At 66.2% G+C, this 15,467-nt stretch carries 17 protein-coding genes; 13 read left to right on the forward strand and 4 right to left on the reverse strand.

Features of this window, described 5'->3' with window-relative positions; all coding sequences use genetic code 11:
• Positions 1–24 precede the first annotated feature (24 nt).
• The 3 genes from ACSQ3N_RS04460 (at position 25) to ACSQ3N_RS04470 (ending at position 1,224) form a co-directional block, all read left to right on the forward strand.
• Positions 25–303 (forward strand): DUF1778 domain-containing protein, encoded by a 279-nt coding sequence (locus tag ACSQ3N_RS04460; protein WP_056163928.1) that lies wholly within the window; start codon positions 25–27, stop codon positions 301–303.
• The gene (locus tag ACSQ3N_RS04465; protein ID WP_436145695.1) at positions 300–815 is read left to right on the forward strand and encodes a GNAT family N-acetyltransferase; all 516 of its coding nucleotides are present in this window, start codon (positions 300–302) and stop codon (positions 813–815) included. The genes ACSQ3N_RS04460 and ACSQ3N_RS04465 overlap by 4 nt, the downstream gene beginning before the upstream one ends.
• 79 nt (positions 816–894) lie before the next feature.
• Positions 895–1,224 carry a nucleotide pyrophosphohydrolase gene (locus tag ACSQ3N_RS04470; protein WP_056164135.1) on the forward strand — a complete coding sequence of 110 codons (330 nt, stop codon included), beginning with the start codon at positions 895–897 and terminating at the stop codon, positions 1,222–1,224.
• Positions 1,225–1,292: 68 nt separating this feature from the next.
• On the opposite strand, the gene ACSQ3N_RS04475 is transcribed toward ACSQ3N_RS04470, so the two are convergent.
• The 3 genes from ACSQ3N_RS04475 to ACSQ3N_RS04485 all read right to left on the reverse strand — a co-directional run bounded on the left by ACSQ3N_RS04475 (position 1,293) and on the right by ACSQ3N_RS04485 (position 4,264).
• Positions 1,293–2,327 carry a DctP family TRAP transporter solute-binding subunit gene (locus ACSQ3N_RS04475; protein WP_056163922.1) on the reverse strand — a complete coding sequence of 345 codons (1,035 nt, stop codon included), beginning with the start codon at positions 2,325–2,327 and terminating at the stop codon, positions 1,293–1,295.
• A 75-nt stretch (positions 2,328–2,402) separates the two neighbouring features.
• Positions 2,403–3,701, reverse strand: coding sequence for a TRAP transporter large permease (locus ACSQ3N_RS04480; RefSeq protein WP_396503389.1), 1,299 nt, complete (start codon positions 3,699–3,701; stop codon positions 2,403–2,405).
• Entirely contained in the window at positions 3,698–4,264 is a 567-nt protein-coding gene (locus ACSQ3N_RS04485; protein WP_436145696.1) for a TRAP transporter small permease, read from the reverse strand. The genes ACSQ3N_RS04480 and ACSQ3N_RS04485 overlap by 4 nt, the downstream gene beginning before the upstream one ends.
• Positions 4,265–4,505: 241 nt before the next feature.
• Here ACSQ3N_RS04485 and ACSQ3N_RS04490 point away from each other — a divergent pair, with 241 nt between their 5' ends.
• The 6 genes from ACSQ3N_RS04490 (at position 4,506) to ACSQ3N_RS04515 (ending at position 9,945) form a co-directional block, all read left to right on the forward strand.
• The gene (locus tag ACSQ3N_RS04490) at positions 4,506–5,438 is read left to right on the forward strand and encodes a LysR family transcriptional regulator (RefSeq protein WP_056163913.1); all 933 of its coding nucleotides are present in this window, start codon (positions 4,506–4,508) and stop codon (positions 5,436–5,438) included.
• Between the two features lie 173 nt (positions 5,439–5,611).
• Positions 5,612–6,511, forward strand: a complete 900-nt coding sequence (locus ACSQ3N_RS04495) for an amino acid ABC transporter substrate-binding protein (RefSeq protein WP_056163909.1) — start codon at positions 5,612–5,614, stop codon at positions 6,509–6,511.
• Positions 6,512–6,626: 115 nt separating this feature from the next.
• Entirely contained in the window at positions 6,627–7,526 is a 900-nt protein-coding gene (locus tag ACSQ3N_RS04500) for an amino acid ABC transporter substrate-binding protein (RefSeq protein ID WP_056163905.1), read from the forward strand.
• Between the two features lie 109 nt (positions 7,527–7,635).
• Positions 7,636–8,391, forward strand: a complete 756-nt coding sequence (locus ACSQ3N_RS04505; protein ID WP_436145697.1) for an amino acid ABC transporter permease — start codon at positions 7,636–7,638, stop codon at positions 8,389–8,391.
• 1 nt (position 8,392) lies between these two features.
• Positions 8,393–9,058 (forward strand): amino acid ABC transporter permease, encoded by a 666-nt coding sequence (locus ACSQ3N_RS04510; RefSeq protein ID WP_056163898.1) that lies wholly within the window; start codon positions 8,393–8,395, stop codon positions 9,056–9,058.
• Positions 9,059–9,207: 149 nt separating this feature from the next.
• Positions 9,208–9,945 carry an amino acid ABC transporter ATP-binding protein gene (locus ACSQ3N_RS04515; protein WP_056163897.1) on the forward strand — a complete coding sequence of 246 codons (738 nt, stop codon included), beginning with the start codon at positions 9,208–9,210 and terminating at the stop codon, positions 9,943–9,945.
• Positions 9,946–10,078: 133 nt separating this feature from the next.
• Here the strand turns inward: ACSQ3N_RS04515 and ACSQ3N_RS04520 are convergent, their stop codons facing one another.
• A complete protein-coding gene (locus ACSQ3N_RS04520) occupies positions 10,079–10,999 on the reverse strand; it encodes a MurR/RpiR family transcriptional regulator (protein WP_436126015.1) in 921 nt (306 codons plus the stop codon).
• Positions 11,000–11,101: 102 nt separating this feature from the next.
• Between ACSQ3N_RS04520 and ACSQ3N_RS04525 the strand changes: the two genes are divergently transcribed.
• The 4 genes from ACSQ3N_RS04525 (at position 11,102) to ACSQ3N_RS04540 (ending at position 15,357) form a co-directional block, all read left to right on the forward strand.
• Positions 11,102–12,271, forward strand: a complete 1,170-nt coding sequence (locus ACSQ3N_RS04525; protein ID WP_436145698.1) for a M20 family metallopeptidase — start codon at positions 11,102–11,104, stop codon at positions 12,269–12,271.
• 102 nt (positions 12,272–12,373) lie between these two features.
• The gene (locus ACSQ3N_RS04530; protein WP_436145699.1) at positions 12,374–13,384 is read left to right on the forward strand and encodes a Bug family tripartite tricarboxylate transporter substrate binding protein; all 1,011 of its coding nucleotides are present in this window, start codon (positions 12,374–12,376) and stop codon (positions 13,382–13,384) included.
• A 138-nt stretch (positions 13,385–13,522) separates the two neighbouring features.
• Positions 13,523–14,575, forward strand: coding sequence for a dihydroorotase (gene pyrC, locus ACSQ3N_RS04535; RefSeq protein ID WP_056164132.1), 1,053 nt, complete (start codon positions 13,523–13,525; stop codon positions 14,573–14,575).
• The gene (locus ACSQ3N_RS04540) at positions 14,560–15,357 is read left to right on the forward strand and encodes a DUF3025 domain-containing protein (protein ID WP_436145700.1); all 798 of its coding nucleotides are present in this window, start codon (positions 14,560–14,562) and stop codon (positions 15,355–15,357) included. Before pyrC ends, ACSQ3N_RS04540 begins: the two co-directional genes overlap by 16 nt.
• Positions 15,358–15,467 lie beyond the last annotated feature (110 nt).

Raw genomic sequence — 15,467 nt, forward strand, 5'->3', positions numbered from 1 at the left:
GCGCTACATGACTACAATGTGCGCATGACTGCCCTCACCGTTCATCCCCTGTCGTTGCGCCTGGCCACCGGCGACCTGGCCATCATCGACCGCGCCGCCGCGCTGCGCGGTCGGTCGCGCACCGAGTTCATGCGCGATGCCGCCGTGCGGGCTGCGGAAGAAGCGTTGCTCGAAGCCCTGCCCATCCGCATGAGTCCCGAGGGCTTCGAGGCCTTCCTGTCCGTGCTCGCCGAGCCCGGTACGCCCGTGCCGGAGATGGTTCAAACGCTGCAGCGCACCGCGCCCTGGGAACGCACCCCGTGAAGATCGAAGGGCCGCAGGCCCTGACGGCCCAGCACGAGGTGTCGTCGTTCTCGTGCGGCCACCCCGCGCTCGACCGGTGGCTGCACACCCGCGCGCTGTCCAACCAGCAAAAGGGCTTCACGGCCGTGGTCGTCGTGCATGTGCAGGGCCGCGTGGTGGGTTTTTACGGCCTGTCGCCCACGGCGGTGCTGCCCGTGCAACTGCCGCGCTCCGTCCGCACCGGCCAGCCGCCCGATCCGGTGCCCTGCCTGCTATTGGGGCAACTGGCCACCGACAGCCGCTGGGCCGGGCAGGGCGTGGGTACAGGCTTGGTCAAGCACGCCTTGCAGCGCAGCGTGGCAGCGGCCCTGCTCATCGGTGGCCGTGCTCTGGTTGTTCACGCTGTGGATGAGGGTGCCGCCGCATTCTGGACGCGGCGGGGCTTCATCGCTTCACGCGACGACCCGCTGGTGCTGTTTCGGTCCATGGCGGACATCGCGGCATCGGTGGCGGCTGCGGATCGTGCTGCATGAGGGCGAGCTGCCTGCAGCCGACGCAGCCAGCCTTGATGGCGATGAAAAGTCAGCCAATGAGCTGGAAGAGAGAAGCACCATGGACCTGAAAGCCCTGCAAACCCGGTTGCGAGAGTTCGCTGCCGAGCGCAACTGGCAGCCGTTCCACACACCCAAGAACCTGTCGATGGCGCTGATGGTGGAGGCGGCCGAGCTGGCCGAGATCTTCCAGTGGATGACGCCCGAGCAGTCCCTGGCCGCGCGCGACGACCCGGCGCTTACGGAGCCCATCGCCGATGAGGTGGCCGATGTGCTGCTGTACCTGCTGCAGATCGCCGACCATGCGGGCGTGGACCTGCACGCTGCGGTGGAGCGCAAGCTGGCGAAGAACGCGGTGAAACACCCTCCACCCAAAGCCCCCAACCTGTGACACACGAAAAAAGAGCTGCTACCGCTTGATAGACAAGCGCCAGCAGCTCCTTTTTTGATAGCGTCAGCTTACTTGCGCGCCGCAATCGCCTTCTCGGCAGCCGTCACCAGGTCGGCGCCGATCTGGCCCTTCCACTTGTCGTACACGGGGCGGGTGACCTTCACGAACGCGGCGCGCTCGGCGGGGGAGAGTTGCGTCACGGTCACTCCGTTGGCGGCGATGTCCTTGAGCAGGGGCTTGTCGGCCTCGACCATGCCCTTGCGTGCGATGGCGATCTCTTCCTTGCCGGCGTCGATGGCGGCCTGCTTGACGATTTCGCGGTCGGCAGGGGTCCAGGAGGCCCAGATGTCCTTGTTGACCACGAAGATCAGCGGGTCGTTCACGTAGCCCCACATCGTCACGTGCTTTTGCGCCACGGTGTGCAGCTTGGCTGCCATGTAGACGGCGATGGGGTTCTCCTGGCCGTCCACGGCGCCGCTGGCGAAGGCGGGCTGTGCGTCGGCCCAGCTCATTTGCGTGGGGTTGGCGCCCAGCGCGGTGAAGGTGTCCAGGAACAGGGGCGAGCCCACCACGCGGATCTTCAGGCCCTTGAGGTCCTCGGGCGTCTTGATGGCCTTCTTGGAGTTGGAGATTTCGCGGTAGCCGTTCTCGCCCCAGGCGAGCGGCACCACGCCGGCCTTGTCCAGCGTCGCGAAGATCTGCTTGCCCACGTCGCCCTGCGTCACCGCGTCCACCGCGGCGTAGTCGGGGAACAGGAAGGGCAGCGAGAACAGGTTCAGTTGCTTGACCTGGGGCGACCAGTTGATGGTGGAGCCCACGGCCATGTCGATCACGCCCTGGCGCAGTGCGGAGAATTCGCGCGTCTGGTCGCCCTGGATCAGCGAGACGCCGGGGTACAGCTTGATGTTGATGCGGCCGCTGGTGCGCTCGCGGACCTTGTTGGCCCACAGTTCGCCGCCCTTGCCCCAGGGGAAGGCGGTGCCCAGCACCAGCGACATGCGGTACTCGCTCTTGTAGGCGGTCTGTGCGATGGCGGCAGGGGCCGTGAAGGCCAGGGCCGCTGCGGCGGCCACGGCCGAGGTCAGGAAGGTGCGCAGTTTCATGGTGTCAGTCTCCTTGTAGAAATCGATGGGTCAATGCGTCAGTCAGTCAATGCAATGCGTCGGTACGGCGGTCAGTCAGTAGCCCAGCTTGGCGGGCAGCCACAGCGCCAGCTGCGGGAAGGCGATCACCAGCACCATCACGAGGAACATGGCGAGCAGCATCCAGCCCACCCAGCGCACGGTCGACTCCATGCGCACGCCCGCGATGCGGCACGAGACCATGAGGTTCACCGCCAGCGGCGGGGTGAACTGGCCCAGGGCCACCTTCAGGGTCAGGATCACGCCGAACCAGACCGGGTCCCACTTGTAGAACTGCATGATGGGCAAGAGCAGCGGCACGAAGATCAAGAAGATCGAGATGCCGTCGAGGAACATGCCCACGGTGATCAGCAGCACGATGAGCAGCGCCAGCACGCCGTACTCGCCCAGGCCCGAGTTCACGATGGCGTTGGCCACCGGGTCGATCACGCCCAGCGTGGACAGCGAATACGCAAAGATGCCCGCCAGCGACACCACGATGAGGATCACCGCCGACAGCTCGCCCGACTCGCGCAGGATGGGGAACAGGTCGCGCACCTTGATCGTGCGGTGGATCACCATGCCCACGAACAGGCCGTAGAACACGGCCACCACGGCGGCCTCGGTGGGCGTGAACCAGCCGGCGCGCATGCCGCCCAGGATCAGCACCGGTGCGGCCAGGCCCCAGGTGGCCTCGCGCAGGCTCTTCCAGAACGGGGGGCGGGGCATCGTGGCCTCCAGCGCGCCCATCTTGTGCTTGCGGGCCATCCACACGGCCGGCACGATGAGTGCGATACCGGCCAGGATGCCGGGGATCATGCCGGCTGCGAACAGCGCCGGCACCGAGGCGCCCGGCACCAGCACCGAGTAGATGATGAACGCGACCGAAGGCGGGATCAGGATGTCGGTGGCGGCTGCAGCCCCCACCACGCTGGCCGAAAACGAGGGCGGGTAGCCCGCGCGCGACATGGCGGCGATCATCACGCCCCCCACGGCGGCGGCGTTGGCCGGGCCCGAGCCCGAGATGCCCCCGAGGAACATGGCCACCGCAATGGCCACCAGCGGCAGCATGCCCGGGCCGCGCCCGACGATGGCCACGGCGAAGTTCACGAGGCGCAGGGCCACGCCCGAGCGGTCGAAGATGGAGCCGACCAGCACGAACATCGGGATGGCCAGCAGCGGGTACTTGCCCAGGCCCGCGTAGAAGTTCTGCGGCACGGCCAGCAGGCCGAACCACTGGCTGTCGGCATTGGCCAGGGCGATGGCGGCGGCACCGGCCAGGCCCAGGGCGGCGCCAATCGGTACGCCCACGAACATCAGGCCCAGAAAGGCCACGAACAGGAGCGTGGCGATCATGGCTGGGCGTCCTGTGCGGCGGCGGCTTCGGAACGGCGCGCTTCACGGTTGCGGCGCACCAGCAGGCCCACTGCGCGGGCCGCGATCAGCGTGGAGAGCACCGGCAGCCAGATGGAATACCACCACTGCGGCACGCCGATGCCGGGCGAGGTCTCGCCAAAGCGGTAGTCGTCCCACACCACGCGCACGCTCAACACCGCGATCAGCCCGAACAGCACGGCCACGCAGATGGCGCCCAGCTGGGCCAGGCGCTTGCTGCGCATTGCCGAGCCGCCTTCTGCGAAGTACTCGATGCGGATGTGCTGGTCACGTGCCACGGCAGCCGAGCCGGCCACCAGGGCCAGCACGATCATCAGAAAGACCGAGATTTCTTCCGTCCACGCAAAGGACGAATTGGTGAAGTAGCGCACCAGCACGTTGGCAAAGGTGATGAGCGCAAGCGACGCCATCACGATGACGGTGAGCCAGTCTTCCAGCCGCAGGGAGCGCGGCTCGGACTCAGGGCTCGCGGCAGCCGGTGCCGCGTCGGAGGCCTTGGCCCCCGGAGGAAAAGAGGAGGACATTGGAGCGGGGGAGCAGGGATGGAGGAGACAAACAAACACATGCTGGTCGATTGCTCTGCCCGGCAGTGTTGTGCACCAGGGGCTGGGGGCATGCCCCGAGGGCAAAAAAGCGCGGTTGGCGCCGCTGGCTATTATGCGATGTGTTGCTAAGTGTGCACACCAATGGTGCAGGCGGTATCCACTGTGTAAACCCTCATATCCCCGCACTGCGCTGGCCGGGCCCCGCGCCGATAATGGGACGATGGAAACCAAGTGGCTCGAAGATTTCGTCAGTCTTGCGGAAACGCGCAGCTTCAGCCGCTCCGCCCAGCTCCGGCATGTAACACAACCCGCTTTTTCGCGGCGCATCCAGGCGCTGGAGGCCTGGGCAGGCACCGATCTGGTGGACCGCAGCTCCTACCCCACTCGCCTCACCCCCGCCGGCAAGACCCTGTACGACCAGGCGCTGGAGATGCTGCAGGCCCTGCAGAACACGCGGGCCATGCTGCGGGCGCACACCAGTGCCGGCAAGGACATGATCGAGTTCGCGGTGCCGCACACGCTGGCGTTCACGTTCTTCCCCGCCTGGGTGTCGAGCCTGGCCGACAAGTTCGGCCCGTTCAAGAGCCGGCTCATCGCGCTGAACGTGCACGACGCCGTCATGCGCCTGGTGGAGGGTGGCTGCGACCTGCTGATCGCCTACCACCACCCGTCGCAGCCGTTTCAGCTCGATGCCGACCGCTACGAGATGGTCAGCTTGGGCCAGGAGGTGATCTCCCCCTACAGCAAGGCCGATGCCGACGGCCAGCCGCTGCACCGCCTGCCGGGCCGCTCGGGCCAGCCCCTGCCGTACCTGGGCTACGCGCCCGGTGCCTACCTGGGGCGGGTGACGGAGCTCATCCTCAAGGAGTCCGGCACCCCCATCCACCTGGACAGGGTTTATGAGACCGACATGGCCGAGGGGCTCAAGGCCATGGCGCTCGAAGGCCACGGCGTGGCCTTCCTGCCGCACAGTGCGGTGAAGAAGGAACTGCGCGCCCGGCGCCTCGTGAGTGCGGCCCCGCCGGACACCGACGGACTGCAGATGACCATGGACGTGCGGGCCTACCGCGAGAAACCGGGCGGCAAAGAGGCGCCCAAGAGCACCGCCCAGGCGCTGTGGACCTACCTGCAGGCACAGGCAGGGTCATGCTAAGGGTAACTACGGATATAAACACTTTGCATAGTTGCGCCCGCAAACGGCATTGGAATTTCATGGTAACGACACGTACAGTTCGCGCCATCGCTGGGTTGGACACTGCAGACCGTGTCAAGCGCTAGATGGCACGAAGATTGCAGATCCAGTTCATTCACTCAACAGGGCATCGCATGAAAGTACAGCAATGGGGATTCGCCGCAGGCCTTGCAGGTCTGTGCTGCGCCCTGGCCATGCCCGCGCAGGCCGCCACCGTCCTGGAACGGATCAGCGCCGGCGGCAAGCTGGTGATTGCCCACCGCGATTCGTCCGTACCGTTCTCGTACGTGGACTCCCAGTCGGGCAAGCCCGTGGGCTATGCGGTGGACCTGTGTCTGCGCCTGGCCGACGTGGTGCGCAAGAAGACGGGCAAGAAGGACATGGAAGTCGAGTTCGTGGCCGTCACGTCCGCCAACCGCATTTCCATCATCGAGCAGGGCAAGGCGGACATGGAGTGCGGCTCCACCACCAACAACGCCGAGCGGCGCCAGAAAGTGGCGTTCACCATTCCCCACTTCATCACCGGCGCGCGCTTGCTGGTCAAGGCCGCAAGCCCCATCGACCGGGTCGAAGACCTCAATGGCAAGAAGCTGGTGTCCACCAAGGGCACCACGCCGCTCAAGGCGGCCGACCAGGCCAACCGGGAGCGCCTGATGGGCATCACCATCGTGGAGGCCCCCGACCACGCCAAGGCGGTGGACATGGTCGAAAAGGGCGAGGCCGATGCCTTCGTGATGGACGACGTGCTGCTGTACGGCCTGGCTGCCGGCCGCCCGGACCCCAAGGCGCTCAAGGTGGTGGGCCGGTTCATGACCACCGAGCCCCTGGCCATCATGCTGCCCAAGAACGACCCCGAGTTCAAAAAACTGGTGGATGAGGAAATGCGCCGCATGATCACCAGCCGCGACATCTACCCCGTTTATGACAAGTGGTTCAACAAGCCGATCCCCCCGACCGGCACGGTGCTGAACCTTCCCGTCAGCTATTTGCTGCGGGACTTCTGGAAATACCCTACTGACCAGGTTCCGTTCTGACTAACAATCCTGGTTGAGTACCCTTTCCGGAATGCTCTGCCTGCCGGCCACCCCGGCCTGTGCGGAGCCCTAAAATTCCCCTCTGTCCTTTCGCTTCACATACAAGGAGATTCTCATGAAGAAGCATTTGCTCGCGGTTGCTGTGACCGCCCTCGCTGCAGGTAGCGCGTTTGCGCAGGCCACAGATACCCTGGCCAAGATCAAGGGCTCGGGCAGCGTGACGCTCGGCGTGCGGGAGTCTTCGGGTCTTTCCTACACCCTGGGCAACGGCAAGTACGTCGGCTTTCACACTGAAATGGGTGAAATCGTCCTGCACGACGTTCAAAAGCAACTGGGCCTGCCCAAGCTGGACATCAAGTACCAGCCCGTGACCTCGCAAAACCGCATCCCCCTGGTGACCAATGGCACCGTGGACCTGGAGTGCGGCTCCACCACCAACAACGCGGCCCGCCAGAAGGACGTGGCGTTCGCCGTGACCACCTATGTGGAAGAAGTGCGCACCGTGGTGAAGGCCAACTCCGGCATCGCCTCGATCAAGGACCTGGCTGGCAAGACCGTGGCTACGACCACGGGCACCACTTCGGTGCAGACCCTGCGCAAGCATGAGCGCGCTGGCGGCATCGACTTCAAGGAAGTCTTCGGCAAGGACCACGCCGACAGCTTCCTGATGCTGGAAACCGGCCGTGCCGACGCCTTCGTGATGGACGGCTCGATCCTGGCTGCCAACATCTCCAAGTCCAAGAACCCTGCCGACTACAAGATCGTTGGCGAAGTGCTGTCGGTGGAACCCATCGCCTGCATGCTGCGCAAGGACGACGCCGCCTTCAAGAAGGCTGTGGACGACTCCATCAAGCGCCAGATCGCCGACGGCTCGCTGGCCAAGCTGTACGACAAGTGGTTCATGCAACCCGTGCCACCGACCAACACCAAGATCGGCCTGCCGATGTCGGACGCTACCAAGGCTGCCTGGGCATCGCCTAACGACAAGCCCATGGAAGACTACGCCAAGAAGTAATCTTCGCTGAGCTTGTGCCCCTTCGGCCAACCGGTTCGAGGGGGCTTTTTTGTTGGGCTGCGCCTGCGGGTCAGCCCAACGCCTTTCCAAGAATTAAAGGGGTGCTCCTATGAGTTGGGATTGGCAGGTGTTCTGCCAGGACACCATGGACAGGGAAGTCGTGCAAAGCTGCTTTGGCAAAGGCGGCGACATCACGTACCTGGACTGGATGCTGTCGGCCTGGGGCTGGACGGTGTCTGTTTCGTTGCTGGCCCTGGTGCTGGCGCTTGTGTTGGGTTCTTTCATCGGCACGCTGCGGACCTTGCAGGACCGGCCGATGATCGTTCGGCTGGGCAACGCCTGGGTCGAGCTGTTTCGCAATATTCCGCTGCTGGTCCAGATCTTCCTCTGGTACCACGTCCTGCCGAGCCTGTTCCCGGTGCTCCGAGGCGTTCCCGGCTTCGCACTCGTGGTGCTGGCCCTGGGCTTCTTCACCTCGGCGCGTATCGCCGAACAAGTGCGTTCGGGCATCCAGACACTGCCGCGCGGCCAGCGCTATGCGGGCATGGCAGTGGGCTTCACCACCTTCCAGACCTACCGCTATGTGCTGCTGCCCATGGCGTTTCGCATCATCATCCCGCCGCTGACCAGCGAGACGATGAACATCTTCAAGAACTCGTCGGTGGCGTTCGCCGTGTCGGTGGCCGAACTCACGATGTTCGCCATGCAGGCGCAGGAAGAGACTTCGCGCGGCATCGAGGTGTACCTGGCTGTGACGGCGCTCTACGTCATCTCGGCATTCGCGATCAACCGGATCATGGCGTTCATCGAAAAACGCGTGCGAATCCCCGGCATGGTCGTGGCCAGCGGCGGCGGGGGACATTGATATGAATCTCGATTTCTCCTTCTACAACTGGGACCTGATCTCCAACTTCGTGCTGAAGGGGCTGTATTTCAGCCTGTTGCTCACGGCCGTCGCCACCCTGGGCGGCGTGTTCTTCGGCACCCTGCTCGCGCTGATGCGCCTGTCGGGCAAGAAGTGGCTGGACGTGCCCGCCACCATCTACGTCAACGGCATGCGCTCCATTCCGCTGGTGATGGTGATCCTCTGGTTCTTCCTCTTGGTGCCTGCCATCATCGGACGGCCCATCGGCGCCGAGGTTTCCGCCATCATCACCTTCATCGCCTTCGAGGCTGCTTACTTCAGCGAGATCATGCGGGCGGGCATCCAGTCCATTCCGCGTGGCCAGGTGCATGCAGGCCAGGCGCTGGGCATGACATACGGCCAGAACATGAAGCTGGTGGTGCTGCCGCAGGCGTTCCGCAACATGCTGCCGGTGCTGCTCACGCAGACCATCATCCTGTTCCAGGACACGTCGCTGGTCTATGCCATCGGTGCGTACGACATGCTCAAGGGCTTTGAAGTGGCGGGCAAGAACTTCGGCCGCCCCATCGAGGCGTACTTGGCTGCGGCTGTTCTGTACTTCGTGATGTGCTATGCGCTGTCGTGGGCAGTGAAGCGCCTGCACCAGAAGATCGCCATTATTCGGTAGCCCCCTGAGTCGCCTTCGGCGCCTTCCCCTCAGGGGGACGACGCCAGTGGCCTGGCAAAGCCAGTTCCACGGCGTCCTCGCATGAAGCCCGCATCGGTTCATGCGCGGCGCCCTGAACAAGTGACAAGAGAAGGATTGAGGAAAAAGAAATGATCGAACTCAAGAACGTATCCAAGTGGTATGGCCCCGTGCAGGTGCTCAACGAATGCTCGGCCACCATCAACAAGGGTGAAGTGGTGGTGGTGTGCGGCCCTTCGGGCTCGGGCAAGTCCACGCTGATCAAGACCATCAACGCGCTGGAGCCCTTCCAGAAGGGCGAGATCACCGTGGACGGGATCCGTCTGCACGACCCCAAGACCGACCTGCCCAAGCTGCGCAGCCGCGTGGGCATGGTGTTCCAGCATTTCGAGCTGTTCCCCCACCTGTCGGTGACGGAGAACCTGACGATCGCGCAGATCAAGGTGCTGGGCCGCAGCGCGGACGACGCCAAAAAGCGTGGCCTGAAGATGCTCGAACGCGTGGGCCTGATGGCGCACAAGGACAAGTTCCCTGGGCAGCTCTCTGGCGGCCAGCAGCAGCGCGTGGCCATTGCCCGTGCGCTGTCGATGGACCCCATCGTGATGCTGTTCGACGAACCCACGTCGGCGCTCGACCCCGAAATGGTCGGCGAAGTGCTGGACGTGATGGTGGGCCTGGCCAACGAAGGCATGACCATGATGTGCGTGACCCACGAAATGGGCTTTGCCCGCAAGGTGAGCAACCGCGTGATCTTCATGGACGTGGGCGGCAAGATCCTGGAGGACTGCTCCAAGGACGACTTCTTCAACAACCCGGACGCCCGCCAGCCCCGCACGAAGGACTTCCTCAACAAGATCCTGGCGCACTGATCGGTGCGCACGCATTGCATCGCAGCCCTTCGGGTGCGATGCGGTGGATTCCACAAAGGCGCCTGCGGGCGCCTTTGTTTTGAGCGCCGCACCTGTCCGCCAACGGCAGCGGGCGCGCGCTTGCGCTTTCCCGCTACTTGCGTGACGTCCTGCGCACCGGCTGCTCGGCCACGATGAGCTGCTGGTCCTCCACATCCTTCCACAGCGTGTCCCTGCGCTTGAGCGCCTCGGACACCTGCGCATGCCGAAGCTGCGCGACGGCCGAGACCAGGGCATTGCAGACGAAGAACGCGGCGGTGTACGAATCGAAGGGCGATGCGTTGGACGTGCGCACCTGCACGAGGTGCCGGGCCAGCGCCGCCAGCGGGGCGGCCGGGCTGTCGGTGATGGCCAGCACCTGCGCGCCTGCGTCGCGAAAGCGCTGGGCTACCTTCACCGGCCCGCTGGCATAGCGGCGGATGCTGAAGACCAGCAGCGTGTCCTCGGGCTGCACCCACAGCAGCTGGTCGGTGGCGGCCACCGCACCGGCACCCAGTTCGTGCACGCCAGGGCGGCACATGTTCAGGTGCAGCGCCAGCCACGCGGCCACGGGGGCGCTGTTGATCTGCGCCAGCACGAAGATCCGCCCCTCGGTCTGGGCGATGCGCCGGGCCATCGCTTCGAAGGCCGCCATGTCCAGGCTGTCGCGGGTGGCGGTGATGTTGTGCTGGTCGTGCAGCAACGCATCGTCCACGCACTGCGGCAGGCTGCGCTCGGTGCCGATGGTCACCGGGGCGCGCTGGCCGGCCGTCTGCAGCAGGGCGGTGACTTCGCCGCGCGCCTCGCGCTGGGCCTCGGCGTAGCTGGCATAGCCCAGCTTGGCGAACAGCCGCACCACGGTCGACGCGCTGGTGCCATTGCGCGCGGCCAGGGCCGTGGCCGATTCGAGCAGCGCGTGCGGGTAGTCGCGCCCCAGGGCCTCGGCCAGGGCGCGTTCGCTGGCGGTCAGCTCCGCGCTCTGGCGCGCCAGGCGCTCGGTCAGCAAGCCTGTGGATGTTTGCAATGATGATTTCATTGATGTCTCTTTTGTGAAAAACGTATTGCAAACACGGACGACGCGTGCAACACTTCAACCCAGATTCGCGCCCCGATTCCGGGGCCCACCCTGAGGATTGAGATGCAGGATACCCTTGAAAACCAAGGCCTGGCGGTGCGCCAGCGCATTCTGGACTGGCTGGCCGGCCAGTCCCAAGCCATGCAAGACCTGTTGCAGAAAGTCGTCAACATCGACAGCGGCAGCCGCGACGAGCCGGGTGTGACGGCGGTGGCCATCGCCCTGCGCGAGCGGCTGGAAGCCGCCGGCGTGGCCGTGCAGTTCGAGCCCGTGCCGGGCTACGGCGTGCTGCTGCATGCCAACGTGCCGGGGGCCAGCGACGGCCCGCCCATCGTGCTCATGGGCCATATGGACACCGTGTTCCCCGTCGGCACCGTGGCGCGCCGCCCGTTTCGTGTGGAGGATGGCCGTGCCTACGGCCCCGGCGTGGCCGACATGAAATCGGGCCTGGTGATGAACGTCTTCGTGGCCGAGGCGTTTGCGCGCTGCGGCGGGCTCAAAGGGCCGCTGCAGCTGTTCTTTTCGTGCGACGAGGAGATCGGCTCGCCCGTCACGCGCGAGCGCATCATGGCCCAGGCGCGCGGCGTCAAGGCGGTGCTCAATGCCGAGCCCGGCCGCGTCAGCGGCAACCTGGTGACGAGCCGCAAGGGCTCGATGGTGGTGGAGTTCGAGGTGGAGGGCGTCGCCGCCCACGCCGGCATCAACCACGCCGCTGGCGCGAGCGCCATCGAGGCGCTGGCCCGCAAGATATTGGCACTGCACGCGCTGACCGACCCCGCCACGGGCACCACCGTCAACGTGGGCGTGGTGCACGGCGGCATCGTGCCCAACATGGTGGCACCGCACGCCACGGCCGAGGTGGACCTGCGCTTCACCTCCGACACCGATCCGGAGGCACTGCTGCAGAAGGTGCGCGCCATCGTGGAAGAAGAGTCAGTGCCGCGTACCCATGGCCGCATCAGCGAATCGCGCCGCACGCTGCCCATGAAGCCCACGCCCGACGCGCTGCTGGCGCTGTACCAGCGTGGCGCCCTGTCGTTGGGCTTCGAGGTGCAGGGCGAGTTCACCGGCGGCGCGGCCGACAGCGGCCTGACCGCGTCGGTGGGCGCGCCCACGCTGTGCGGCACCGGCCCCGTGGGCGGCCACCCGCACACCGAGCGCGAGTACTGCGAGCTGTCCACCTTCGTGCCGCGCGCGCAGGCCGTGGCGCTGGCGGTGCTGGACCACCCCTGAACCATTCCGCGCCCATCCGCTTATCCGTACCGGTCAGCACAGGTCCGCCGATGCCGCTGCGCCGACGCTCCATCTCCATTCCAGTTTCCTGAAAGTAAACCCATGCCCTTTGCCTCGCAAACTCCCCGCCGTCGCGTTCTTTCCGCCAGCCTGGCGCTGGGCCTGGCGGCCATGGCCGGCCTTGCCCCGCTGGCGGTGCAGGCCGACGAGAAATACCCTTCGCGCCCGATCACGCTCGTGGTGCCGTTTCCGCCCGGCGGGTCGGTGGACATCATGGCGCGCCAGTACTCAGAGCCCCTGTCCAAGGTGCTGGGCGTGCCCATCGTGGTGGAGAACCGCGCTGGCGCGGGCGGCTCGGTGGGCGCCCTGTACGTGGCGCGCGCCAAGCCCGACGGCTACACGCTGGTCGTGTCGTCGCAAAGCAGCCACCTGGCCAACCCGCTGACCCAGCCCAAGGTGGGCTACGACCCGGTCAAGGACTTCGAGAACATCGCCATCCTGGGCCGCCAGCCCAACGCACTGGTGGTGCACAGCAGCCTGCCGTTCAAGACGTTCGCCGAGTTCGTGGCCTACGCCAAGAAGAACCCCGGCAAGCTCAACTACGGCAGCGGCGGCGTGGGCAGCATGGGCCAGCTCAACGTCGAGATGTTCAAGGCCGCGACCGGCGCCTTCACCACGCACATCCCGTACCGCGGCGGCACGCCGCTGATCACGGCCGTGCTGGCCAACGAGGTGCAGTTCATCCTGGACAACCTGGTCATCATGCTGCCCCACGTCCAGGCGGGCAAGGTGCGCGCCCTCGCCGTCGCGTCCGACCAGCGCCTGCCGCAGCTGCCCGACGTGCCCACGCTGGCCGAGGTGGGCTACCCCGAGCTCAACCTCACGTCTTGGACCGGCCTGGCCGCGCCCGGCGGCACGCCCGACGCCGTCGTGCAGACGCTGTACAAGGCCGTGCGGCAGGTGGCCGCGTCGCCCGCCATGGTGGCCAACCTCAAGGACCGCGGCGTGATCGCGCCGGAAGAGATGACGCCCGCCCAGTTCGAGAAGATGATGTCCGAGCGCCTGGTGAAGTTCGGCGAAGTGGTGCGCAAGGTCGGCATCACGGCAGAGTGACCTGCCGGCGCCAGGGCTGGTGTGCGGGATACGCGGTTGGAAGGGTTTTGACCGCCTGCCGCACCGTAGGCAAGCGCCACCAGCTATCAAATGCATAGCGTGCAATGGGGTGGGGCGCGCAATGGGAGAATGCAGGCCATGACCGCCGCACCTTCCCACCCCCTTCAAACCCTCACCATCACCCGCCCCGACGACTGGCACCTGCATGTGCGCGACGGCGAGCCGCTGCAGACCGTCGTGCCGCACACGGCCGCGCAGTTCGGCCGCGCGATCATCATGCCCAACCTGCGCCCGCCCGTGACCACGGCGCAGCAGGCGCTCGAGTACAAGCAGCGCATCCTGGCCGCGGTGCCGGCCGGCGTGCAGTTCGAGCCGCTGATGACGCTGTACCTCACCGACAACCTGCCCGCCGACGAGATCGCGCGCGCCAAGGACGCGGGCGTGGTGGCCTGCAAGCTCTACCCCGCCGGCGCCACCACCAACAGCGACGCGGGCGTGACCGACATCCGCAAGACCTACAAGACGCTGGAGGCCATGCAGAAGGCCGGCATGCTGCTGCTGGTGCATGGCGAAGTCACCAGCAGCGACATCGACCTGTTCGACCGCGAGGCCGTCTTCATCGACCAGCAGCTCATCCCGCTGCGCCGCGACTTCCCCGAGCTCAAGATCGTCTTCGAGCACATCACCACCAAGGACGCGGCCGACTACGTGCAGGCGTCCGACCGCTTCACGGCCGCCACCATCACCGCGCACCACCTGCTGTACAACCGCAACGCGATCTTCGTCGGCGGCGTGCGCCCGCACTACTACTGCCTGCCCGTGCTCAAGCGCGAGACGCACCGCGTGGCGCTGGTGGAGGCCGCGACCAGCGGCTCTGCCAAGTTCTTCCTGGGCACCGACAGCGCGCCGCACCCCGCACACCTCAAGGAGCACGCCAGCGGCTGCGCCGGCTGCTACACCGCGCATGCCGCGATGGAGATGTACGCCGAGGCGTTCGACAACGCCGGCGCGCTGGACAAGCTCGAAGGCTTTGCCAGCTTCCACGGCCCCGACTTCTACAGCCTGCCGCGCAACACCGGCACCATCACCCTGCGCCGCGAATCCTGGACGCCGCCCGAAAGCTTCGTCTTCGGCGAGGCCAACCTCAAGCCCCTGCGCTCCGGTGAAGCGCTGCCGTGGCGGCTGGTGTAAGCCCGCCCACCCCCACGTTGCCGGGCGCGATCGACTGGAGCGCTCCCTGGCTGGCGCCGTGGCGCGCCAGGGGCCAGCCCGTGGCGCAGCAGGTGCAGGGCGGCAGCCCGGTCGGCCAGGCGCTGCAGGCCGCGGTGCGCGGTGCTGCGCCGGTGGTGTTCGCCGCCCAGTCCGAGCTGCCTGACGGCGTGGCCTACGAGCAGTACATCTGGGACACCCGCCGCGTGCCCACCCGCGACAACTTGCACGACTTCTTCAACGGCCTGGTGTGGCTGCACTTCCCGCACACCAAGCGCCGCCTGAACGAGCTGCAGGCCCAGGCCATCGCGGCCGATGGCGTGCAGGCCGTGCGCGGGCCGCTGCGCGATGCGCTCACGGTGTTCGATGAAAACGGCGCGCTGCTGCAGGCGCCCGATGCGCTGTGGGATGCCCTTCGCGCACGGGACTGGCAGCGCCTGTTCATCGACCTGCGCCCGCTGTGGGGCCAGGCCCGGCTGGTGCTGTTCGGCCACGCGCTGATGGAAAAGCTGGTTGTGCCCCGAAAATCGATGGTGGCGCACGTCTATCAAGCGCCAGCAGCTATCAATACAGTAGCAAGAGAAGGCATCGCCGCGCTGGACGCCTGGCTCGCGCTGGAGGTGCAACCAGACACCTGGGCCGCCAAGCCTTTCACGCCACTGCCCGTACTGGGCGTGCCAGGGTGGTGGCCGGCCAACGAGGCGCCGCAGTTCTATGCCGACGCGCAGGTCTTTCGCCCGCCCCGCGCGGTGCCCTCGCCGTAATTCCCGTCAGCGCTTGTGTGATAAGGCCGCGCCGCGGGTTTGCACCTACCATAGCGCGATGAAATCGCGGCCATGGGCGGCGGGTGCGGGGGCTCTGGGGCCCTCCATGC

It is taken from the genome of Acidovorax sp. LjRoot194 (assembly GCF_964253015.1).
Lineage (GTDB): Bacteria > Pseudomonadota > Gammaproteobacteria > Burkholderiales > Burkholderiaceae_C > Acidovorax.